Raw genomic sequence first — 20,507 nt, 5'->3', positions numbered from 1 at the left:
CGGCCATGTGGTACTATAATAAGGCACGACTGCGACAGATATGCGTTGAAGCGGGAGGTTGCGGCGCGATAGCGCCGGTTTTTCCGTGGAGTATGTCCGATTTTAAACCGGGCGACAAATAATTTTGAGCATGCGGAAGGTTCCGCTCTGCGGCCTTTTGCGCTCAGACGTTTTGAACCTGCACCCGGATTTCGCCCAAAAAGGAATCCGGTTTTTCATTTGGGGTTGAAGAAACACCCGGCACGGTGTTCAGGTTTTAAGCGCCGCCCGCCAACTATGATAAGGAGGCGATTTTCCAGTGGCAGTCAAGGAGAAAATCAGGATCAGAATCAAAGGGTACGACCACCAGCTGGTGGACCAGTCCGCCGAAAAGATCGTTGCAACGGCAAAGCGCACGGGCGCGAGAGTTTCCGGACCGGTTCCGCTCCCGACCGAGAAGCAGATCATCACGATTCTGCGCGCCGTCCACAAGTACAAGGACAGCCGCGAGCAGTTCGAGATGCGGACCCACAAGAGACTGATCGACATTCTGCGGCCGTCGAACAAGACGGTTGAGGCCCTGATGGGCCTGGAGCTCCCCGCAGGCGTTGAAGTGGAGATCAAACTCTGATTCAACCAACCGGCGGCCGGGGTCAAGTTGGTTTTAAAGCCAACCAATAACCTGCACAGGAGGTAAATGTAGGAATGAAAAAAGGGATTATCGGCAAGAAGATCGGCATGACGCAGATCTTCGACGAGCAGGGAAAAGTCATCCCCGTAACGGTCGTGGAAGCCGGCCCCTGCGTGATCGCGCAGAAAAAGACCGTGGAGAACGACGGTTACGCAAGCGTTCAGATGGGCTACGGCGACCTGAAAGCGGCGAAGGTGACAAAACCGGTGAAAGGGCATTTCGCAAAAGCGGACGTGGCCCCGAAGAAGACGCTGCGCGAATTCCGCTTTGACGACCCGGAGGCCTACAAGGTAGGCGATCTGGTCAAGGCGGACGTGTTCGAGACCGGCGACAAAATCGACGTGACCGGCGTCAGCAAGGGCAAGGGATATGCCGGCGTCATCAAGCGCTGGAACTTCCAGCGCCTGAAGGAAAGCCACGGCTCCGGCCCGGTTGCCCGCCACGGCGGCTCCAACGGCGCGTGTTCGACCCCGTCCAGGGTGCTGCCCGGCATGAAAATGGCCGGCCATCTGGGCGCGGAGCAGGTGACGGTGCAGAACCTGACCGTCGCCAAGGTGGATGCTGAAAACAACCTGATCGCCATCCGGGGCGCGGTTCCCGGCCCCAACGGCGGCATCGTGGTTATCCGCGACAGCGTGAAAGCTGCCAGGGCGTGAGGGAAGGAGGAATCGGAATGCCTACAGTAGCAGTACTTGACATGGCCGGCAAGGAAGTCGAAAAGATGGACCTGTCCGAGACCGTGTTCGGAATCGAACCGAACAAAAAGGTGATGCACGACCTGGTGGTCAACCACCTTGCGAACCTGCGCCAGGGCACGCAGGCGGCGAAAACCCGCGCGGAAGTTTCCGGCGGCGGCAGAAAGCCGTGGAGACAGAAAGGCACGGGCCATGCGAGACAGGGCTCCACGCGCGCTCCTCAGTGGAGGCACGGCGGCGTCGTTTTCGCCCCCAAGCCGCGCGACTACAGCTATACGCTGAACAAGAAGGAACGCCGTCTCGCCATGAAATCCGCTCTTTCCAGCAAGGTCCTCGACAGCGACATGATCGTGCTCGACAGCCTTTCGCTGGAGGAATACAAGACCAAGACCATCGCGTCCATGCTCAGCGCGGTCGGCTCCGACAGGAAGGCCCTGATCGTTCTGCCGAGCGCGGATGAAAAGATCATCGCTTCCTCCCGGAACCTTCCCGGCGTGAAAACCGCAGTGGTCAATACCCTGAACGTTTACGATATTCTGGACGCAGACAAGTTCATCGTCGTCAAGGATGCGGTCGCTCAGATCGAGGAGGTGTATGCTTAAATGGCAGCACAGGATATTATTCTCCGCCCGGTCGTGACGGAGAAAAGCATGTCCGGAATCGGCGCAAAACGGTATACCTTCGAGGTCGCCAAATCCGCGACGAAGATCGATATTGCCCGCGCGGTGGAAGAACTGTTCGGCGTCAAGGTCGACAGGGTCAATACTCTTCACGTCCGCGGCCATTTGCGCCGCCAGGGCAAAAGCCAGGGCTACACCAGTTCCTGGAAAAAAGCGGTCGTCACCCTGATCGAAGGCAGCAAAACGATTGAATTTTTTGAAGGCATGATGTAATCTCTGCCTGCAGGAAAAGAGCAGAGGCATGGATGGGGAGCCGGCATCTCCCCGCAAAGCCATCATGAGGAGTGTGAAAGAATGCCAACCATTAATTTTAAGCCGACTACGGCTTCACGGCGCAATATGTCCGTCATGGACTATAAGGTCCTGACCAAAAAGGCGCCGGAAAAGAGCCTTTTAGAGTCTCTTCCGAACAATTCCGGCCGCAACAGCTACGGCCGCATCACCGTCCGCCACCGCGGCGGCAAGAACCGCAGAAAGTACCGCCTGATCGACTTCAAACGCCAGAAATTCGACGCTCCCGGCAAGGTCGCCAGCATCGAGTACGACCCGAACCGCTCCGCGTTCATCGCGCTGGTTCAGTATGAGGACGGCGACAGAAGCTATATCATCGCCCCCGAGGGCCTCAAGGTCGGAGACACGGTGGTTTCCGGCACTTCTGCGGACATCAAGCCGGGCAACGCGCTTCCACTGGAAAATATCCCCGTCGGCACCTTCGTCCACAACGTGGAGCTGTACCCCGGCAAGGGCGCCCAGCTGGCCCGCGCGGCCGGCATCATGGCCCAGCTGATGGCCAAGGAAAACGGGATGGCTTTGCTGCGCCTGCCTTCCGGCGAGCTGCGCAACGTGCCGATCTCCTGCATGGCGACCATCGGCCAGGTCAGCAACGGCGACCATGAAAACATGAAGATCGGCAAAGCAGGGCGCAAACGCCACATGGGGTGGAGGCCGACAGTCCGCGGTTCCGTCATGAACCCGAACGACCACCCGCACGGCGGCGGCGAGGGCAGAGCCCCCATCGGACGTCCCGGACCGGTCACCCCGTGGGGCAAGCCGACCCTGGGTTACAAGACCCGCGCTCACCACAACCGCTCCGACAAGATGATTGTCAAGCGCAGAAACGGCAAATAAGGCGTGCAGAAAGGAGCTTGTCAGTTATGAGCAGAAGCGTAAAGAAGGGTCCTTATGTTCAGCCTGTGCTGCTTAAAAGGATTCAGGAGATGAACGCGGCCGGCGAAAAGAAGATCGTCAAGACCTGGAGCAGATCCTCCACGATCTTCCCGGATTTTGTCGGCCATACGATAGCGGTTCACGACGGCCGCAAGCATGTCCCGGTTTACGTGACGGAGGACATGGTGGGTCACAGGCTGGGCGAGTTCGCCCCCACCCGCACCTTCAAGGGACATTCCGGCTCCAAGACAACGGCGCCGGGCAAATAACGGCTGAAAGGAGTGTATCGCATGGAAGCAAGGGCTTATCTGAAATATGCCCGCATCTCTCCCCGCAAGGTTCAGATCGTTCTCGACCTGATCCGCAACAAACCGGTCGACGTAGCGATGGCTATCCTGAAGCACACGCCGAAAGCCGCGAGCGAGAGCCTTGAAAAACTGCTGAAATCGGCTATGGCCAACGCAGAGAACAATCACGGCATGGACGTTTCCAAACTGTATGTTTCTCAGTGCTTTGTTTCTCCTGGTCCGATCCTCAAACGCATCCGTCCGAGAGCGCAGGGGCGTGCGTTCCAGATTTTAAAGAGGACTTCGCACGTGACCATGGTGCTGAAAGAACAGGAATAAGCTGAGGAGGAGGTAAATTATGGGCCAGAAAGTCAATCCGCACGGGTTCCGTGTGGGCATTATCAAAGACTGGGATTCCCGCTGGTTTACAAAGGACAACGTCTTCGGCGACACGCTCGTCGAAGACTACAAGCTGCGCAAGATGTTGCTTAAGCAGCTGAAACCCGCCGGCGTTCCAAAAATAGAGATCGAGCGCGACGCCTCCAAGGTGCGCCTTCACATCCATTGCGCAAAGCCGGGCATCGTTATCGGCAAAGGCGGCGCTGAAATTGAAAAGCTTCGCCTGCAGTGCGAAAAGCAGCTGGGAAAACCCGTTACGATCAACATCGTAGAGGTGAAAAACCCGGACCTGAACGCACAGCTGGTCGCGGAAAACATCGCGCAGCAGCTCGAAAAAAGAATTTCTTTCCGCCGCGCGCTGAAGCAGAGCATCGGCCGCGCCATGAAGATGGGCGCCAAAGGGATCAAGACGCAGGTTTCCGGCCGTCTGGGCGGCGCTGAAATCGCCAGAAGAGAGCAATACCACGACGGCACGATTCCTCTTCAGACCATCCGTGCCGACATCGATTACGGGTTTGCCGAGGCCGCCACGACCTACGGGCGCATCGGCGTGAAGGTCTGGATCTACAGGGGCGAAGTCCTGCAGGACAGCCGTAAGCCCCGCAGGGAAGGGGGCAGCAAGTAATGCTGATGCCAAAGCGCGTGAAATACCGCAAAGTACAGCGCGGCCGCATGACCGGGAAATGCACCCGCGGCAACAAGATCGACTACGGCCAGTTCGGCCTTCAGGCGTTGGAACCGGCATGGATCACCGCCAACCAGATCGAGGCGGCCCGTGTTGCCATGACCCGTTACACAAAGCGTTTCGGGCAGGTCTGGATCAAAATTTTCCCGGATAAGCCGGTCACGAAAAAACCCGCCGAGGTCCGCATGGGCTCCGGTAAAGGCGCGCCCGAGTACTGGGTGGCCGTCGTAAAGCCGGGACGCGTGCTGTTTGAAATGGGCGGCGTTTCCGAGGAAACCGCGAAGGAAGCCCTTCGCCTCGCGTCCAACAAACTGCCGATCCGGTGCAAATTTGTTGCCAAGGAAGAAACGGATGGTGAGCAGTCATGAAGCCAGCGGAAGTCAGACAATTAAGCGCGGAAGAGCTTGAAAGCAAGCTGAAGGATCTCAAGGCCGAGCTTTTCAACCTCCGTTTCCAGCTTACCATTAATCAGCTCGACAATCCGATGCGTATTAAGGCTGTTAAAAAGGATATCGCACGCATCAAGACCGTTTTGCGCGAAAATGAACTCAGAGACAGCGCCAATGCGTAACGGAAGGGGGAGATGAAACGTGAGCGACAGGAATATCAGAAAAACCGAGGTCGGCAAGGTCGTCAGCGACAAAATGGATAAGACCATCGTCGTCGCGGTGGAAGACAGCGTGAAGCACCCGCTTTACAAAAAGGTTGTCAAGCGCACCGTGCGCCTGAAGGCGCATGACGAAAACAACGAATGCTCCGTCGGCGACCGCGTGCGCGTCATGGAGACCCGGCCGTTGAGCAAGGATAAAAGATGGCGTCTGGTCAAGATTTTGGAGAAGGCCAAGTAAGCAAAGGAGGAACGCACCGTGATACAACAGCAGACATACCTCAACGTTGCCGACAACACCGGCGCGAAGCAGCTCATGTGCATCCGCGTGCTTGGCGGTACCGGCAGGAGGTACGCGAATATCGGCGATGTCATCGTAGCGTCGGTCAAGAAGGCGGCGCCGGGCGGCACCGTGAAAAAGGGCGACGTGGTCAAGGCGGTGGTCGTGCGTACTGCTTCGGGTGTTCGCCGCGAGGACGGGACCTACATCCGGTTCGACGAGAACGCCGCCGTTCTGATCAAGGACGACAAAAACCCAACGGGCACGCGCATCTTTGGCCCGGTGGCCAGGGAACTGCGCGACAGGGACTACGTAAAGATCTTAAGTCTTGCCCCTGAAGTGCTTTAAGGGAGGTGTTCGCTGATGATTAAAAAGATTCATGTTAAAACCGGTGACACCGTGATTGTTTTAAACGGCAAGGACCGCGGCAAGAAGGGCAAAGTCCTTCAGGTCAGCCCGAAGGAGGGCAAGGTCATCGTCGAGGGGATCAACATGGTGAGTAAACATGTGAAGCCCCGCAAAATGGGCGAAGAGGGCGGTATCGTGAAAGCCGAGGGCGCCCTGTACGCCTGCAAGGTCCAGCTTGTCTGCCCCCACTGCGGCAAACCCACCCGTGTCTCCCACAAGCTGTATGAGGACGGCACGAAGGAACGCATTTGCAGAAAATGCGGCGAAGCGCTGTAAGGAGGATGAACATGGCAAGAATGAAGGAGCAGTATCGGAAGGAAATCGCACCGGCGCTGATGAAGAGGTTTTCCTACAAAAGCGTCATGCAGATTCCCAAGCTGGATAAGATCGTCATCAACATCGGGGCCGGCGAAGCCAAGGAGAACTCCAAGGTGATCGACTCCGCGATGGGCGATATCGCAGCCATCACCGGGCAGCGGCCCGTGGTGACCACAGCAAAGAAGTCGGTTGCGAACTTCAAGGTCCGCGCGGGCATGAAGATCGGCGTCAAGGTGACGCTGCGCGGCGACCGGATGTATGAGTTTCTGGACCGGCTTTTCAACGTGGCGCTCCCGCGCGTCAGGGACTTTCGCGGCATCAACCCGAATTCCTTCGACGGCAGGGGCAATTACAACATGGGCGTCAAAGAACAGCTGATTTTCCCGGAAATCGATTACGACAAAATCGACAAGGTCCGCGGAATGGACATCTGCTTTGTGACGACCGCGAAAACCGACGAGGAATCCAGAGAGCTTTTAACGCTGCTCGGCGCCCCGTTTGCGAAATAAGGAGGGATTCTTGTGGCCAAAACTTCCATGAAAGTCAAACAGAGAAGAGAACAGAAGTTTTCTTCCCGCGAATACAACCGTTGCAAAATCTGTGGCAGGCCGCACGCCTATCTTCGCAAATTCGGAATCTGCCGCATCTGCTTTCGGGGGCTTGCCTACAAGGGCGAGATTCCCGGCGTAAAAAAGGCGAGCTGGTAAAAAGGAGGAGACGGCATGCAGATTACAGATACGATTGCCGATTTGCTTACCCGCATCCGCAATGCGAGTTCCGCAAAGCATGATTCCGTGGAGATCCCCGCTTCCAATATGAAAAAAGCGATCGTGCAGATTCTTGTGGACGAGGGTTATGTCAAAAACTATACGGTGATAGAGGACGGCAAGCAGGGAATCATCAAGGTAAACCTGAAGTACGGCGAAGGAAAGACCGCCGTCATCAACGGCCTGCGCAGGGTGAGCAAGCCGGGCCTTCGCATTTATTCCAACGCCGAGGACCTGCCCAAGGTGATGAAGGGCCTGGGCATCGCGATCGTTTCGACCTCCAAGGGGGTCATGACGGACCGCGAGGCCCGCAAGCAGAACGTGGGCGGCGAAGTTCTCGCATTTATTTGGTAACAGGGGGGTGCAGCAATGTCGCGAATTGGAAGAAAACCCATAAATATTCCCGCCGGCGTCACCGTTTCGGTTGACGGCAGCGTTGTATCGGTGAAGGGCCCGAAGGGCGCCCTGACGCAAAAGGTCCATCCCAACATGACTGTCAGCGTCGAGGACAGCGAGATCCACGTGACCCGTCCCGACGATGAAAAAGAGAACAAATCCCTGCACGGCCTGACCCGCTCGCTGATCCACAATATGGTTACGGGCGTGACGGAGGGCTTCAAAAAGGAGCTGGACGTCAACGGCGTCGGCTACCGTGTGCAGAAGCAGGGGAAGAACCTGGTCATGAACCTCGGCTATTCCCATCAGGTGACGGTTCCGGAAGTGGACGGCATTACCATCGAATGCCCCACGGCGAACAAGATCGTGATCCTTGGCCCGGATAAACAGCAGGTCGGGCAGTTTGCGGCGGAAGTCCGCGAGAAGCGTCCGCCGGAGCCGTATAAGGGCAAGGGAATCCGCTACACCGGTGAACACGTCCGCCGCAAGGAAGGCAAAGCCGGCAAGGGCGCAAAGAAGTAATGAAGGAGTGAATCACAAATGGTGAACAAGGCTGACACCAACAAGGCCAGATTGAACCGCCACCGCAGGGTGCGCGGCAAGATTTCGGGCACGGCCGAGTGCCCGCGCCTGAATGTATTTCGCTCTACCAACAACATCTACGCCCAGGTGATTGACGATGTCAGGGGAGTAACGCTTGCCGCGGCTTCCTCACTGGACAAGGAGTTTACTGGTAACGGCGGAAACAAGGAAGCCGCACGCAAGGTGGGCGGGCTGATTGCAAAACGCGCCGCCGAAAAGGGCATTGAACAGGTCGTATTTGACCGCGGCGGCTATCTGTACCACGGCCGCGTCAAAGAGCTGGCCGAAGGCGCCCGCGAGGGCGGCCTCAAGTTCTGACGAAGGAGGAGGAAAAACTTTTGGCTAGAATTGACGCATCATCCATGGAAATGAAAGAACATGTGGTTGCCATCAACCGCGTTTCCAAAACCGTAAAGGGCGGCCGCATCTTCAAGTTTGCGGCGCTGGTCGTCGTCGGCGACGGCAACGGAACCGTCGGCTTCGGCATCGGCAAGGCGGGCGAAGTTCCCGACGCCATCCGCAAGGGGATCGAGGACGCGAAGAAAAACCTGATTCAGGTTGCCATGCGCGGCTCGACCATCCCGCATGAAATCATCGGCACGTACGGCGCGGGCAGGGTCCTGATGAAGCCCGCGGCACCCGGTACCGGCGTCATCGCCGGCGGCCCGGTCCGTGCGGTTGTGGAGGCCGCCGGCATCCGCGATATCCGCACCAAGGCGCTTCGCTCCAACAACCCGTGCAACGTCGTCCGCGCGACGCTGGACGGCATGAAGAAGCTCCGCAACGCGGAGCAGGTCGCAAAGACGCGCGGAAAATCGGTCAAGGAATTATTTGCATAAAGGAGGGCGCGCAGGATGGAACAGCTGAAAATCACGCTGGTCAAGAGCCTGATCGGCAGCAAAAAGGACCAGATTGCAACCGCCCGGGCGCTTGGCCTGACAAAAATCGGCGACAAGTCGGTTCAGCCCGATAACGCTCAGACCAAGGGCAAGGTGCAGAAGATCATCCACCTCATCGAGGTAAGCAAAGCGTAAGATAAGGAGGTGCGAATTAATGAAGTTACATGATCTAACTTCGGTACCGGGGTCCAAAAAAGAGCCGAAAAGAATCGGCAGGGGAATTGGTTCCGGCCAGGGCAAAACCGCCGGCAAGGGCCATAAAGGACAGAAGGCGCGTTCTGGCGGATCGATCCGTCCGGGCTTTGAAGGCGGCCAGATGCCATTGCAGCGCCGTCTTCCGAAGAGGGGCTTCACCAATGTGTTCGCCAGCAGCATCAAGGCGGTGAACGTCGGCACGCTCAACAGGTTTGAAGACGGCGCGACGGTGGACACACAGGCCCTGATCGACACCGGCATCGTCAAGGTTTGCTGCGACGGGGTGAAAATCCTGGGCAACGGCAAGCTCGAAAAAAAATTGAATGTAAAGGTTTCTGCCTTCTCAGAATCCGCCAAGCAGAAGATAGAGGCCGCTGGCGGGAAGGCCGAGGTGATCTGAGGTGTTCAAAACCATCAAGAATGCCTGGTCGATTCCCGATCTCCGCAAAAAGATGCTCTTCACGCTGTTTATTATCATCGTATTCCGCTTCGGGGCGGCCATCCCTGTTCCGTTTTTGAACACGGATGCCCTGAAAGGGCTGATGACGGAGGTCGGAAAGACCGGAACGGCGCTGAGCTATCTGGATATGCTGTCCGGCGGCGCTTTTGCGAACGCGACGCTGTTCGCCATGAGCGTGACCCCGTATATCAACAGCTCCATTGTCATCCAGCTGCTCACAGTCGCCATTCCGGCGCTGGAACGCATGGCAAAGGAAGGGGAGGAAGGCCGGAAGCGCCTGGGGGCACTGACCCGCTATGTGGCTGTGATCCTGGCGCTGATTCAGGGCACTTCCTACTATTTCTATCTGCGGAACAGTTCCTATCAGGGAACCGCAATTACCCAATACAACCACGGCTGGCAGGCCGTGTTCGCCGCGGTTGTCATTGTCATGACCTTTACGGCGGGCGCCGCGCTGATGATGTGGCTGGGCGAGCAAGTCAACCAGTTCGGCATCGGCAACGGAATTTCCATCCTGCTGTTTGCCGGCATTGTCGCAAGAATGCCGCACACGATCAACACGCTGGGGACCTTCTGGCAGGCCGCGGGTCAGGACCCGACCAGCTTCGGGAAATATTACTTCCTCGTTCCGCTGTTCGCCGTCCTGTTTCTGGTCATCATGTGGGTCATCGTCTTTATGTATGACGCCGAACGCCGCATCCCCGTACAGTACGCAAAGCGCGTGGTCGGACGGAAGATGTACGGCGGGCAGAGCAGCCATATACCGATCAAGATCGGTATGTCCGGCGTGATGCCGATCATCTTCGCCAGTTCGATCCTCGTCATTCCCAGCACGATTCAGCTGTTGATGGGCAATCGTGTGGCGACGGGTTTCTGGAAAAGCTTCTTCGATGCGTTTTCCTCGACAGGGTGGCTTTACTCATTCCTGTATTTTCTTCTTATTATTCTTTTCGCGTATTTTTATATGACAATCCAGTATAATCCCATTGAGATGGCCAATAATCTCCGTCAGAGCAACGGCACCATTCCAGGTATCCGTCCGGGCAAGTCGACCAGCGATTACATTGCCAGGGTCCTTTCCAAGGTGACCTTTATCGGTTCGCTGTTCCTGGGATTCATTGCATTGATGCCGATTATTTTCGGTGCCACGACCGGCATGAGCAACCTTTCGGTCGGCGGCACGTCCATCCTGATTCTGGTCGGCGTAGCCCTGGAAACCGTGCAGCAGATGGAATCCCAGATGATGATGCGGCATTACAAAGGCTTCCTCGATTGATGAAGGAGTGTTGGAATTGAACATTATATTTCTTGGCGCACCCGGAGCGGGAAAAGGCACCATGGCGGAAGTCCTTTCCCGCGAAAAGAGCATTCCCGCCATATCGACGGGCAATATTATCAGAAGCGCGCTGAAAAGCGGCACGGAAATGGGCCTGCGCGCGAAAGCCTATACCGAATCCGGCGGGCTGGTCCCGGATGAGATCGTCATCGGGATCATCAAGGAACGCCTTGCCGAGCCGGATTGCAGGAACGGATTTATTCTGGACGGCTTTCCGCGCACCATTCCCCAGGCCGAGGCTCTGGACAAAATGGGCGTCGTAATCGACCGGGTCATCGACCTTGAGGTCCCGGAAAAAACGATCATGGCCCGCTTGTCCGGACGCCGTGTCTGCGAAAAATGCGGCGCTCCCTACCACATCGTCAACAAAAAACCGAAGGTGGAAGGCGTTTGCGACCTTTGCGGAGGCACCCTGGTTCAGCGCAGGGATGACCAGCCGGAGACCATAGAGGCGCGGCTGAAAATATATCACGAGCAGACGGAACCGTTAAAGGGTTATTACGGGAAACAGGGCAGACTCTGCACGGTGCAGGGATGCGACAGCGTTTCCGATACGACCCGCGCCGTACTCAAAGCAATCGAGGCTTGATTATGATCGTTTTAAAAACAGCACGAGAGCTTAAAATCATGAGGCAGGCGGGCCGGATCGCGGCCAATGCCCTGAAAGCTGCCGGCGCCGCGGTGGAGCCCGGCGTTTCAACGTGGGAGATCAGCCGCGTGGCCCGCCGGGTCATCGAGGGGGAGGGCGCTGCGCCCACATTCCTCGGGTATGGCGGGTATCCCGCAAGCGCCTGCGTTTCCGTCAACAATGTAGTCATCCATGGCATACCGAGCAAGAAACACCTCATCAAGGAGGGCGACATCGTCAGCATCGACGTCGGCGCGACCTTCGAAGGTTTTGTCGGCGACAATGCCTTTACCTTCCCGTGCGGCCGGGTCAGCCCGGAGGCGCAGGCCTTGATGAAAACGACGCGCGAAAGCCTGTACGAGGGGATCCGCGCCGCTGTGGCCGGAAACCGGCTGGGCGACGTGGGCAGCGCGGTTCAGCAGTATGCCGAAGCTCGCGGTTACTCGGTGGTACGCGATTTTGTCGGCCACGGAGTAGGCGCGAAGATGCATGAAGACCCAAGTGTTCCCAATTACGGCACGCCCGGAAGGGGCGTGCGCCTGTTGCCGGGCATGACCATCGCCATTGAACCGATGATCAATCAGGGCGTCAAAGAGGTCGAAGTCCTCGAGGACGGCTGGACGACCGTGACCGCGGACGGAAAACTTTCCGCGCACTTTGAGAATTCCATTGCAATCACTCCCAACGGGCCGGTGATTCTGACCATTCCGGACTAGGGGGCAGACATGGAGTTCATCAGAGGACTGGTGGTTCGGTCCGCTGCCGGGCGAGACAAGGGCGGTTTTTTTGCAGTGCTGAAGGCGGATGCGCTTTCCGTCACGATCTGCGACGGGAAGCGGCGCAGCTTGGAACATCCCAAACGAAAAAATGTGAAACACCTTTTTCCAACCAGCACGCTGCTGCCCGAACAGTCATTGCAGACCAACCGTGAAATACGCCGGGCCCTGGCCGCTTATCGAGCGGGGGACCGCTTTCCCCATGAGGAGGCAAATGTATGTCGAAACAGGACGTAATTGAAACCGAAGGTATCGTAACCGAAGCCCTGCCGAACGCCATGTTCACGGTGGAGCTTCCCAACCACCACACGATACTCGCGCATATTTCCGGCAAACTGCGGATGAATTTCATCCGGATTCTGCCCGGCGACAAAGTTACCATTGAGCTGTCGCCGTATGACCTGACGCGCGGGCGAATCACGTGGCGTTCGAAATAACCGGAGATCTCTGCAAGGAGGGACCTTAACATGAAAGTCAGACCTTCTGTAAAGAAAATGTGCGAAAAATGCAAAGTCATCAAGCGCAAGGGCAAGGTCATGGTGATCTGCGAAAACCCAAAGCATAAACAGCGCCAGGGCTAAGGCGCAAACCTATTTAAAACGGAGGTGCAACCAGTATGGCGCGTATAGCAGGTATTGATCTGCCGAGAGATAAGCGCATTGAGATTGCTCTAACTTATATTTTCGGAATCGGCCGCAAGACCGCGACTCAGATCTGCGCGGAAACGGGCGTGGATCCGGACACCCGTGTCAGGGACCTTACGGAGGATGACGCGGCGAAAATCAGGGAATACATCGACCATCACTGCCGCGTGGAGGGCGACCTTCGCCGCGACGTCGCGTTCGATATCAAGAGGCTGATCGAAATCGGCTGCTACCGCGGTGTCCGCCACCGCAGAGGGCTGCCAGTCAGGGGCCAGCGCACGAAGACAAACGCGCGCACCCGAAAGGGACCGAGAAAAACCATGGCCAACAAGAAGAAATAATCTGGGAGGGATATCATAAATGGCAGCACAGAAAAACGCGGGGGCGAAAAAATCCTCCAGCGTGCGTAAGCGCCGTGAACGCAAGAATATCGATCGTGGCTCCGCCCATATTCAGTCCACTTTTAACAATACGATTGTCACTATCACCGATGTTCAGGGCAACGCGGTTTCCTGGGCAAGCTCCGGCGAACTCGGTTTCAGGGGTTCCAGAAAGTCCACTCCTTTTGCAGCGCAGACCGCGGCGGAGACCGCGGCGAAAGCGGCCATGGAACACGGCATGAAGTCGGTTGAAGTATACGTAAAGGGCCCCGGCTCCGGGCGTGAGGCCGCCATCCGCGCGCTGCAGGGCGCGGGGCTGGAGGTCAGCATGATCAAGGACGTAACGCCGATTCCGCACAACGGATGCCGTCCGCCGAAAAGAAGACGCGTGTAACCGATTTTTAGGAGGTGCAACCAAAAGATGGCAAGATATACAGATTCCGTCTGCAAACTCTGCCGCAGGGAGGGCCAGAAGCTCTTTCTGAAAGGGGCGAGATGCTACACGGACAAATGCGCGGTGACGCGCAGGGCGTATGCGCCCGGCCAGCACGGCCAGGGACGCAAAAAGACCTCTGAGTACGGCCTTCAGCTTCGCGCAAAGCAGACGGCGAAGCGGTACTACGGCGTACTGGAATCCCAGTTCTTGAAATATTATGAAATGGCCACCAAAAAGGAAGGAAAGACCGGCGACGAGCTGCTCATCCTTCTGGAACGCAGGCTTGACAATATTGTTTACCGCCTGGGCTGGGCCAGCTCCAGAGCGGAAGCCCGCCAGCTTGTTGTGCACGGGCACTTTACCGTAAACGGGGGCCGCGTGGATATTCCCTCCTGCCTGGTAAAGCCGGGGGATGTGGTCTCCATTCAGGACAAAAGCCGCAAGAGCGACAAAATTAAGTCCGTGCTCGAGGCGAACGCCTCCCGCCCGGTTCCAAAATGGCTTGACGTGAACCGCGAGACTCTGGAGGGCAAAGTTCTTGCGCTGCCTACGCGTGAGGAAATTGACCTTGCGGTTGACGAGACTCTCATTGTTGAGTTGTACTCCAAGTAACGTGTTCTGCAGTGCAGGAGCCATCACGGCAGATAATTTGATCCGCTACAGGTCAAGGAGGGTCGCTAATGATCGAGTTTGAGAAGCCAAAAATTGAGACGAGTATGTTATCGGGCGACGGAACGTACGGCAAGTTTATTGTCGAACCCCTCGAACGCGGGTTCGGCACCACGCTGGGCAACAGTCTCAGGCGCGTGCTCCTGTCTTCGCTTCAAGGCGTGGCAGTCACTTCCATTAAAATAGATGGCGTTCTGCATGAGTTTTCCACGATCCCCGGCGTGAAGGAGGATGTCACGGAAATCATCCTGAATATCAAGGGACTGACGACAAAGATGCACTGCGACGGGCCCAAAACAGTTGAGATCTCCGCCGAGGGGCCGTGTGAAGTGACGGCCGACTCAATCAAGTGCGACAGCGAGGTGGAAATTCTCAACCCGGACATGCACATTGCGACGCTGGGGGACGGCGCCAAACTGTACATGGAACTCACTTTGGACAAGGGGCGCGGCTATGTCTCCGCAGAGCGGAACAAGCAGAATATGAACGCCAGCATCATCGGCGTGCTCCCGGTGGATTCCATTTACACTCCCGTTTACAAGGTGAATTACAATGTGGAGCCGACCCGCGTCGGTCAGAGCATCGATTTCGACAAGCTGACGCTTGAGGTTTCCACCAACGGAGTGATCGGGGCTCAGGAGGCGGTCTCTCTTGCCGCGAAAGTCTTGACTGAACATCTGAACCTGTTTGTCGACCTGTCCGACAAGGGAAGCAGCACCGAGATCATGGTGGAAAAGGACGACAAGGGCAAGGAAAAAGTGCTGGAGATGACGATTGAGGAACTGGACCTGTCGGTTCGCTCCTTCAACTGCCTCAAACGCGCCGGAATCAACACGGTTGGCGACATCATCAGCAAGTCGGAGGACGACATGATGAAGGTACGCAACCTTGGACGCAAATCCCTCGAAGAGGTTGTCTGGAAGATGGCCTCTCTCGGTTTCAATCTGCGCAAGGACGACGAATAGTCCTTTGCGGAACCTAAGGTAAAGGAGTGATAGTTCGATGCCCGGTACCAGAAAGCTCGGAAGGACCACCGACCACAGAACGGCCATGCTCAGGGCGATGGTAACCTTTCTTTTGGAAAAAGGAAAAATCGAAACGACGGTGACCCGCGCCAAGGAAGTCCGTTCCCTGGCGGAAAAAATGATCACCGTTGCAAAAGAAGACACGCTTGCCCATAAACGCCTGATTGGCGGCTTTGTGACGAAGGAAGACGTCGCGCACAAGCTGTTCACGGAAATCGCACCGAAATACGCGGACCGCAACGGCGGATATACGCGCATTACCAAAATCGGACCCCGCCGCGGGGATGCGGCCGAAATGGCAATCATCGAACTTCTATAAGTTCTCTTTGCGGTAAAACGAAGGGAATTTGTCAGTCGCTTTCCGGGATATAACCTGGGGGCGACTTTTTTTATGCCTTTTATTTTGCGAAACAAGAAACAATTTCAATTTAATTCAGGGTAAGATGTAAAGGAAGCAAATTTTGGAAAGACAGGGGATTGGATGAAGACCGGGAAATGGAAAACAGCCTTGTCACTCATTTTCGCCGGCGCGGTAATTTTAGGTTCCGGTACCGGCAAGGCAGAGGCAAAAAGCACAACGGGGATTTTTACGGCGCGGCCCGTCTATACCGCCCATACCTACCGCGTCTATCTCAGCCCTTCCTGCCAGACGTGGAACCCCTACTGCGACGGTTCCGGCAGCGAGGAATACCACATGCGGCAGGTCGCGGAGGCAATGGTGCCCTGCCTGAACGCCTATGGGATCGAATCGGTTCTGGCGGCGGCACAGACCGGCGGCCGCTCCAACCAGAGGAATACGATTGTGAACCGCGCAAAGCAAGCCTCCGCGGCAAAATGCGATCTCTATCTGGCCATTCATTCCAATGCAAAAGACGGAGGGCCCAAGACGAACGGGACAACAATCTTTTATCCGACCGGGGATGCGCAGAGCCTGCGTTTCGCCAATCTGGTCAAGGGAAATTTTATTTATCCTGACAAAAGCGCGGTCAGCCTCGATACGAACGACGCTTTGTGGGAGATGTCCATGCCGTCCATGCCGCACTGCCTGATTGAAACAGCCTATCACGACAATCCGAGCGACGTTCAGTGGATTGAGAGCAGTACGAACGCCATCGCGCAGAGCCTTGCGACCTGCGTTGCAATGAATGCGTATGTGCCGGTTGCCGTTGAGATGGACCGGGCTTCCGTGAATGTGAAGGCCGGTAAAACCTGTGAATTGAATTCCATTGTGACGCTGATCAATACCAATGTTTATCAGAACCGGACCTCGTGGAGTTCCTACAACTCCCAGGTGGCGGTGGTCCAAAGCGGGACGGTCCTCGGCGTGGCGAGGGGATGCACCACCATCGAGGCGAGAACGGATAACGGCCTGACGGCCAAATGCCTGGTTACGGTAACCTGAGGCCCTGACATCCGATTTACTTGCACGATTTGGATTGAAAATTTTGTTGATTCCGCTGTTGTAAAACGAAGAGGACAAAGATATCGTAAATTAAAAGGGGAATGGTTTGTGATGGGAGTTTTCATTGACGCGCTGAGGCTTGGCGGGGTCCTCTTTCTTGTTATTATGACGATTGCCGCATTTTTTCACGTTGCCTACCTCCTGGCCTGCCTGCTTTTCAACTTTATGAGCCGCCTGGTTCACCGGCTGCAGACGAAGGTCCGCCATTGCGGCTGAAAGATCCGGAAAGAGACAGAAGGCCGCTTCCCCAGCCGGGAAGCGGCCTTTCGAATCATAAGCAGATCATGATTTGTTCTTTGGCGGGATAACGCGCGCGCGGACGATCTCCGGGAGCTGCTCCAGGTGCGCCGCCGTGTCCCCGGAAATTTCGCCGGTTACGTCAAGGATCACATAAGCATATTCCTTCTTCGCCTTGCTTTGCATGTTCTCGATATTGATATTGGCGTTCGCCAGAATGCCGGAGAGCTTGCTGATGACATTCGGCACGTTTTTGTGGAACAAGCAGATGCGGGTGTAGCCGTTGCGCGGCATCGAAACGTTCGGCAGGTTGACGGAATTGCAGATGTTCCCATCCTCCAGGTAGTTGATCAGCTCGTTTGCCGCCATGCGCGCGCAGTTGTCCTCCGATTCGGGAGTGGAAGCGCCGAGGTGCGGGGTGACAAGCACGTTAGGGACGCCGATCAGGCTGTCGTCGGGGAAGTCGGTCGCATAAGTGGCAACTTTTCCGGATTTGACCGCCGCCAGCACGTCCGGCCGGCTGAACAGCCCGCCGCGCGCGTAATTCAAAAGATGGACGCCGTCCTTCATCTTCGCAATGGCTTCCGCGTTGATCATTTCCCTGGTGTCCGGCAGCAGCGGCACGTGGATCGTGATATAGTCGCTTTCCGCGAAGATATCGTCCAGAGACCGCGCGTGCCGGACCGCACGGGACAGACCCCACGCGGCGTCGACCGAGAGATACGGGTCGTAGCCGAGGACCTCCATTCCGAGCGAATGCGCCGCGTTCGCGACCAGGATCCCGATGGCTCCGAGGCCGATGACGCCGAGCGTTTTTCCGCTGATTTCAGGACCGGAGAACTGCCCTTTGCCTTTTTCGACCAGCTTGCCGACCTCCTCGCCGCGGCCCTTCAGCGTTTTGGCCCATTCGATTCCCGATACGATTTTGCGCGAAGACATCAGGAGGCCGGCAATCACCAGCTCCTTGACCGCGTTCGCGTTCGCGCCCGGGGTGTTGAAGACGACGATGCCCCGCTCGCTGCACCGGTCGATCGGGATGTTGTTGACTCCCGCTCCGGCGCGGGCGATGGCCAGCAGGTTTTCCGGCAGTTCCGTTTCAAGCATGGAAGCGGAGCGGACCAGGACCGCCTCCGGGTTTTCCATGCCCTCCGAGCAGGCATAGCCTTCGCCGAAACGGCTGATTCCGACGGGCGAGATTTTATTCAGGCATTTGATATGGTACATGGGTTGAATCCTCCGTTCATCAAGCATTTTTCCGTTCGAATTCGGCCATGAAGGCAACCAGCTTTTCCACGCCCTCGACCGGCATGGCGTTGTAGATGGATGCGCGCATCCCGCCGACCGTGCGGTGTCCCTTCAGGTTCACAAAGCCTTCCGCCTTCGCCTCGGAGACAAATTTCGCGTCCGTTTCGGCATTTCCCGTGACGAAAGGAACATTCATCAGCGAGCGGTCCTTCGGGACGACCGTGCCGTGGAACAGTCTGGAATGATCGAGAAAATCGTAGAGGATTCCGGCCTTCTTCCGATTGATCTTTTCCATTTCGGAAAGCCCGCCGACGGTGTTTTTCAGCCAGTCGAGCACCAGCATGCAGATATAGATGGAATAGCACGGAGGGGTATTGTACATGGAACCGTTGTCGGCGTGCGTCTTATAATCCAGCATGGTCGGCGTGATCTCCATCGCGCTGCCGATCAGGTCCTCACGGATGATGACGGTGGTCAGACCCGCAATACCCATGTTTTTCTGCGCGCCGGCGTAAAGAAGCCCGAATCTGGAAACGTCGAGCGGAGCGCTCAGAATACAGGAGGAAACGTCCGCCACCAGAGGAATGTCACCGGTCTGGGGCAGGTCCTGGTAGGTTGTGCCGTAGATCGTATTGTTCATGCAGATATGAAAATAATCGGCGTCCCTGGAAAACGAGGAGGGGTCCAGTTCCGGGATGTACGTGAAGGTTTTGTCCTTGGAAGAGGCAATCACCTTGGTCTCCCCATAACGGGAAGCCTCTTTCCACGCCTTTGTCGCCCATTGCCCGGTTACGACGAAATCCGCTTTTTTGTTTTTGTTCATCAGATTCAGCGGCACCATCGCGAACTGTGTGGCGGCGCCGCCCTGCAGGAACAGAACCTTATAGCTGCATGGAATTCCCATTACTTCGCGAAGCAAGCTCTCCGCGGAATTGATGATCCCCTCGTACTCGCTAGATCGATGGGACATCTCCATGACGGACTGGCCGCAGCCCTTGTAATCGAGCATTTCGTCCGCCGCGCGGCGGAGTACGGCTTCCGGAAGCATGGACGGGCCCGCGGAAAAGTTGTAAACACGTTTCATGATGAACCTCCAATTGTATATTTTTACAGCCTTGCCATAATTATTAATTATAATGCGCCAGGCTGGAAAAGGCAAGCATCGAATTGCATTGCTAAAGCGATAATTTTTTAAAAAAGATGTCTAATTTTTTTAATTTTTAATTAATTTTCCAATGTAAAGTGAAACACCATTACAGGCAGAAGAAAGAAGAATTCACCGTTTTTTGAAGAAAGAAGGAACATTTTGCAATATAAGTTTATGAATATACAAATGGTATATGCTTTTTTCGGTACGTATGTTTGAAGCGGCATAGTTTTATGCTATAATAACCGGGAGGTGATCCCATTGGGAAAATTCAGACGCGCCGCGCTTTGGGTCCTTGGAATTCTGTCCGTTCTGGGCCTTTTCTGGTTTCTTGGACCGATTCACTGGAACGTGCTGAATATCGGCAATGTTTTTGGTATCACAGTATGCCTGCTGATTCTGTTTTGTGTCCTGCTTTCCGGCAGGATCCGTGCCGTCTGTAAACGGAGCAGAGCGGCCCGGAACACGGCGAAGGCGGTTCTGGTTCTGTTCTGCGCGGGCCTTGCGTGGGCCGCGGTGCTGACCGGCCTGATGATTTCCGGCGCGGCGGCCGCCCCGCCGGAAACGGCGACGGTGCTGGTGCTCGGCAGCAAGGTGAGCGGCGACGTTCCGAGCGCCGATCTGCGGGTGCGCATCGAAGCGGCGGCGGATTATCTGAACGCGCATCCGAAGGCCGCCTGCGTTGCCTGCGGCGGACGGGGCCGCGGTGAAAACCGCACGGAGGCCGAAGTGATCCGGGAAGGGCTTGTCAGCCTTGGAGTCGATCCCTCGCGCCTCTATTTGGAGGACCGGTCGACTTCCACACGGGAGAATATCGGGAACGCCCTGAAAATTATCGATCAAAACGGCCTGAACCGCACACTGGCGATCGTGACCGACGAATATCATGAATACCGCGCCCGATCAATCGCGCGCGGGTGCGGCGCGGCGGCCTATGCGGCTCCCGCCCGGACTCCGTGGTATATCTTCTCGGCCTGCTGGGCGCGGGAATTGCTGGCGCTGTCCGCCTATCTGCTCCTGCCGTAAG

General features: G+C 56.5%; 37 protein-coding genes. 35 read left to right on the top strand and 2 right to left on the bottom strand.

Translation table 11 applies throughout. The features are described 5' to 3' along the window. Positions 1-298 precede the first annotated feature (298 nt). From rpsJ to VA597_RS15980, 34 genes are all read left to right on the top strand, one after another. The gene (rpsJ, locus tag VA597_RS16145; RefSeq protein ID WP_066650219.1) at positions 299-610 is read left to right on the top strand and encodes a 30S ribosomal protein S10; all 312 of its coding nucleotides are present in this window, start codon (positions 299-301) and stop codon (positions 608-610) included. A gap of 74 nt (positions 611-684) precedes the next feature. After that, the gene (gene rplC, locus VA597_RS16140) at positions 685-1,326 is read left to right on the top strand and encodes a 50S ribosomal protein L3 (protein WP_128743859.1); all 642 of its coding nucleotides are present in this window, start codon (positions 685-687) and stop codon (positions 1,324-1,326) included. 17 nt (positions 1,327-1,343) lie between these two features. Beyond that, positions 1,344-1,967 (top strand): 50S ribosomal protein L4, encoded by a 624-nt coding sequence (gene rplD / locus VA597_RS16135; protein ID WP_128743858.1) that lies wholly within the window; start codon positions 1,344-1,346, stop codon positions 1,965-1,967. After that, the gene (rplW, locus tag VA597_RS16130) at positions 1,968-2,258 is read left to right on the top strand and encodes a 50S ribosomal protein L23 (RefSeq protein ID WP_128743857.1); all 291 of its coding nucleotides are present in this window, start codon (positions 1,968-1,970) and stop codon (positions 2,256-2,258) included. 81 nt (positions 2,259-2,339) lie between these two features. After that, positions 2,340-3,173 carry a 50S ribosomal protein L2 gene (gene rplB, locus VA597_RS16125; RefSeq protein WP_128743856.1) on the top strand — a complete coding sequence of 278 codons (834 nt, stop codon included), beginning with the start codon at positions 2,340-2,342 and terminating at the stop codon, positions 3,171-3,173. 26 nt (positions 3,174-3,199) lie between these two features. Then, the gene (rpsS, locus tag VA597_RS16120) at positions 3,200-3,481 is read left to right on the top strand and encodes a 30S ribosomal protein S19 (RefSeq protein WP_128743855.1); all 282 of its coding nucleotides are present in this window, start codon (positions 3,200-3,202) and stop codon (positions 3,479-3,481) included. Positions 3,482-3,502: 21 nt separating this feature from the next. Beyond that, positions 3,503-3,838: a 50S ribosomal protein L22 gene (gene rplV / locus VA597_RS16115; RefSeq protein WP_128743854.1), complete on the top strand. Its 336-nt coding sequence runs from the start codon at positions 3,503-3,505 to the stop codon at positions 3,836-3,838. A gap of 19 nt (positions 3,839-3,857) precedes the next feature. Next, positions 3,858-4,523 (top strand): 30S ribosomal protein S3, encoded by a 666-nt coding sequence (gene rpsC, locus VA597_RS16110; protein WP_128743853.1) that lies wholly within the window; start codon positions 3,858-3,860, stop codon positions 4,521-4,523. Further along, the gene (gene rplP, locus VA597_RS16105) at positions 4,523-4,951 is read left to right on the top strand and encodes a 50S ribosomal protein L16 (protein ID WP_128743852.1); all 429 of its coding nucleotides are present in this window, start codon (positions 4,523-4,525) and stop codon (positions 4,949-4,951) included. Before rpsC ends, rplP begins: the two co-directional genes overlap by 1 nt. Next, a complete protein-coding gene (gene rpmC / locus VA597_RS16100; protein WP_128743851.1) occupies positions 4,948-5,154 on the top strand; it encodes a 50S ribosomal protein L29 in 207 nt (68 codons plus the stop codon). Before rplP ends, rpmC begins: the two co-directional genes overlap by 4 nt. A 19-nt stretch (positions 5,155-5,173) precedes the next feature. Beyond that, positions 5,174-5,431 (top strand): 30S ribosomal protein S17, encoded by a 258-nt coding sequence (rpsQ, locus tag VA597_RS16095; protein WP_128743850.1) that lies wholly within the window; start codon positions 5,174-5,176, stop codon positions 5,429-5,431. Positions 5,432-5,449: 18 nt separating this feature from the next. Beyond that, entirely contained in the window at positions 5,450-5,818 is a 369-nt protein-coding gene (gene rplN / locus VA597_RS16090) for a 50S ribosomal protein L14 (protein WP_128743849.1), read from the top strand. Positions 5,819-5,836: 18 nt separating this feature from the next. Beyond that, positions 5,837-6,154, top strand: coding sequence for a 50S ribosomal protein L24 (gene rplX / locus VA597_RS16085; protein ID WP_205703259.1), 318 nt, complete (start codon positions 5,837-5,839; stop codon positions 6,152-6,154). An 11-nt stretch (positions 6,155-6,165) separates the two neighbouring features. Then, on the top strand, positions 6,166-6,705 hold the full coding sequence (rplE, locus tag VA597_RS16080; RefSeq protein ID WP_128743847.1) for a 50S ribosomal protein L5: 540 nt from the start codon (positions 6,166-6,168) through the stop codon (positions 6,703-6,705). A 12-nt stretch (positions 6,706-6,717) separates the two neighbouring features. After that, positions 6,718-6,903: a type Z 30S ribosomal protein S14 gene (locus VA597_RS16075; protein WP_326974869.1), complete on the top strand. Its 186-nt coding sequence runs from the start codon at positions 6,718-6,720 to the stop codon at positions 6,901-6,903. 15 nt (positions 6,904-6,918) lie between these two features. Further along, the gene (gene rpsH, locus VA597_RS16070; protein WP_128743846.1) at positions 6,919-7,317 is read left to right on the top strand and encodes a 30S ribosomal protein S8; all 399 of its coding nucleotides are present in this window, start codon (positions 6,919-6,921) and stop codon (positions 7,315-7,317) included. 15 nt (positions 7,318-7,332) lie between these two features. Beyond that, on the top strand, positions 7,333-7,881 hold the full coding sequence (gene rplF, locus VA597_RS16065; protein WP_128743845.1) for a 50S ribosomal protein L6: 549 nt from the start codon (positions 7,333-7,335) through the stop codon (positions 7,879-7,881). Between the two features lie 18 nt (positions 7,882-7,899). Next, entirely contained in the window at positions 7,900-8,259 is a 360-nt protein-coding gene (gene rplR, locus VA597_RS16060) for a 50S ribosomal protein L18 (RefSeq protein WP_128743844.1), read from the top strand. A 20-nt stretch (positions 8,260-8,279) separates the two neighbouring features. Beyond that, complete coding sequence (gene rpsE / locus VA597_RS16055) at positions 8,280-8,780, top strand: 30S ribosomal protein S5 (RefSeq protein ID WP_128743843.1); 501 nt, start codon at positions 8,280-8,282, stop codon at positions 8,778-8,780. 15 nt (positions 8,781-8,795) lie between these two features. Next, positions 8,796-8,975 carry a 50S ribosomal protein L30 gene (gene rpmD, locus VA597_RS16050; protein ID WP_128743842.1) on the top strand — a complete coding sequence of 60 codons (180 nt, stop codon included), beginning with the start codon at positions 8,796-8,798 and terminating at the stop codon, positions 8,973-8,975. A gap of 19 nt (positions 8,976-8,994) precedes the next feature. Then, on the top strand, positions 8,995-9,435 hold the full coding sequence (gene rplO / locus VA597_RS16045; RefSeq protein ID WP_128743841.1) for a 50S ribosomal protein L15: 441 nt from the start codon (positions 8,995-8,997) through the stop codon (positions 9,433-9,435). Position 9,436: 1 nt separating this feature from the next. Further along, positions 9,437-10,771: a preprotein translocase subunit SecY gene (gene secY, locus VA597_RS16040; RefSeq protein ID WP_128743840.1), complete on the top strand. Its 1,335-nt coding sequence runs from the start codon at positions 9,437-9,439 to the stop codon at positions 10,769-10,771. A 16-nt stretch (positions 10,772-10,787) separates the two neighbouring features. Continuing rightward, entirely contained in the window at positions 10,788-11,420 is a 633-nt protein-coding gene (locus VA597_RS16035; protein WP_128743839.1) for an adenylate kinase, read from the top strand. A gap of 2 nt (positions 11,421-11,422) precedes the next feature. Continuing rightward, positions 11,423-12,175 (top strand): type I methionyl aminopeptidase, encoded by a 753-nt coding sequence (gene map / locus VA597_RS16030; RefSeq protein ID WP_128743838.1) that lies wholly within the window; start codon positions 11,423-11,425, stop codon positions 12,173-12,175. Between the two features lie 9 nt (positions 12,176-12,184). Further along, positions 12,185-12,472 (top strand): KOW domain-containing RNA-binding protein, encoded by a 288-nt coding sequence (locus VA597_RS16025; protein WP_128743837.1) that lies wholly within the window; start codon positions 12,185-12,187, stop codon positions 12,470-12,472. After that, complete coding sequence (infA, locus tag VA597_RS16020; protein WP_066650266.1) at positions 12,454-12,672, top strand: translation initiation factor IF-1; 219 nt, start codon at positions 12,454-12,456, stop codon at positions 12,670-12,672. Before VA597_RS16025 ends, infA begins: the two co-directional genes overlap by 19 nt. A 30-nt stretch (positions 12,673-12,702) precedes the next feature. Beyond that, the gene (gene rpmJ, locus VA597_RS16015; protein ID WP_066650268.1) at positions 12,703-12,816 is read left to right on the top strand and encodes a 50S ribosomal protein L36; all 114 of its coding nucleotides are present in this window, start codon (positions 12,703-12,705) and stop codon (positions 12,814-12,816) included. 35 nt (positions 12,817-12,851) lie between these two features. Continuing rightward, positions 12,852-13,220 (top strand): 30S ribosomal protein S13, encoded by a 369-nt coding sequence (gene rpsM / locus VA597_RS16010; RefSeq protein ID WP_128743836.1) that lies wholly within the window; start codon positions 12,852-12,854, stop codon positions 13,218-13,220. Between the two features lie 19 nt (positions 13,221-13,239). Next, positions 13,240-13,653, top strand: coding sequence for a 30S ribosomal protein S11 (rpsK, locus tag VA597_RS16005; protein WP_128743835.1), 414 nt, complete (start codon positions 13,240-13,242; stop codon positions 13,651-13,653). Positions 13,654-13,680: 27 nt separating this feature from the next. Continuing rightward, on the top strand, positions 13,681-14,307 hold the full coding sequence (gene rpsD / locus VA597_RS16000) for a 30S ribosomal protein S4 (protein WP_128743834.1): 627 nt from the start codon (positions 13,681-13,683) through the stop codon (positions 14,305-14,307). Positions 14,308-14,375: 68 nt separating this feature from the next. Beyond that, positions 14,376-15,329 (top strand): DNA-directed RNA polymerase subunit alpha, encoded by a 954-nt coding sequence (locus VA597_RS15995; protein ID WP_128743833.1) that lies wholly within the window; start codon positions 14,376-14,378, stop codon positions 15,327-15,329. Between the two features lie 37 nt (positions 15,330-15,366). Next, on the top strand, positions 15,367-15,708 hold the full coding sequence (gene rplQ, locus VA597_RS15990) for a 50S ribosomal protein L17 (RefSeq protein ID WP_128743832.1): 342 nt from the start codon (positions 15,367-15,369) through the stop codon (positions 15,706-15,708). A gap of 162 nt (positions 15,709-15,870) precedes the next feature. Further along, positions 15,871-16,791 (top strand): N-acetylmuramoyl-L-alanine amidase, encoded by a 921-nt coding sequence (locus VA597_RS15985; RefSeq protein WP_128743831.1) that lies wholly within the window; start codon positions 15,871-15,873, stop codon positions 16,789-16,791. Between the two features lie 111 nt (positions 16,792-16,902). Further along, positions 16,903-17,067 (top strand): hypothetical protein, encoded by a 165-nt coding sequence (locus VA597_RS15980; protein ID WP_164919099.1) that lies wholly within the window; start codon positions 16,903-16,905, stop codon positions 17,065-17,067. Positions 17,068-17,133: 66 nt separating this feature from the next. Here the strand turns inward: VA597_RS15980 and VA597_RS15975 are convergent, their stop codons facing one another. Continuing rightward, entirely contained in the window at positions 17,134-18,312 is a 1,179-nt protein-coding gene (locus VA597_RS15975; protein ID WP_128743830.1) for a phosphoglycerate dehydrogenase, read from the bottom strand. Positions 18,313-18,331: 19 nt separating this feature from the next. Next, a complete protein-coding gene (gene serC, locus VA597_RS15970; RefSeq protein ID WP_326974866.1) occupies positions 18,332-19,417 on the bottom strand; it encodes a 3-phosphoserine/phosphohydroxythreonine transaminase in 1,086 nt (361 codons plus the stop codon). A gap of 324 nt (positions 19,418-19,741) precedes the next feature. Here serC and VA597_RS15965 point away from each other — a divergent pair, with 324 nt between their 5' ends. Beyond that, positions 19,742-20,506, top strand: a complete 765-nt coding sequence (locus VA597_RS15965) for a YdcF family protein (protein WP_128743828.1) — start codon at positions 19,742-19,744, stop codon at positions 20,504-20,506. The last annotated feature ends 1 nt before the right edge of the window (position 20,507 follow it).

It is taken from the genome of Caproicibacter sp. BJN0012 (assembly GCF_035986805.1).
GTDB lineage: Bacteria > Bacillota > Clostridia > Oscillospirales > Acutalibacteraceae > Caproicibacter.
Note: the sequence above shows the minus strand (reverse complement) of the source record. Positions and strands in the feature narration are given on the sequence as shown.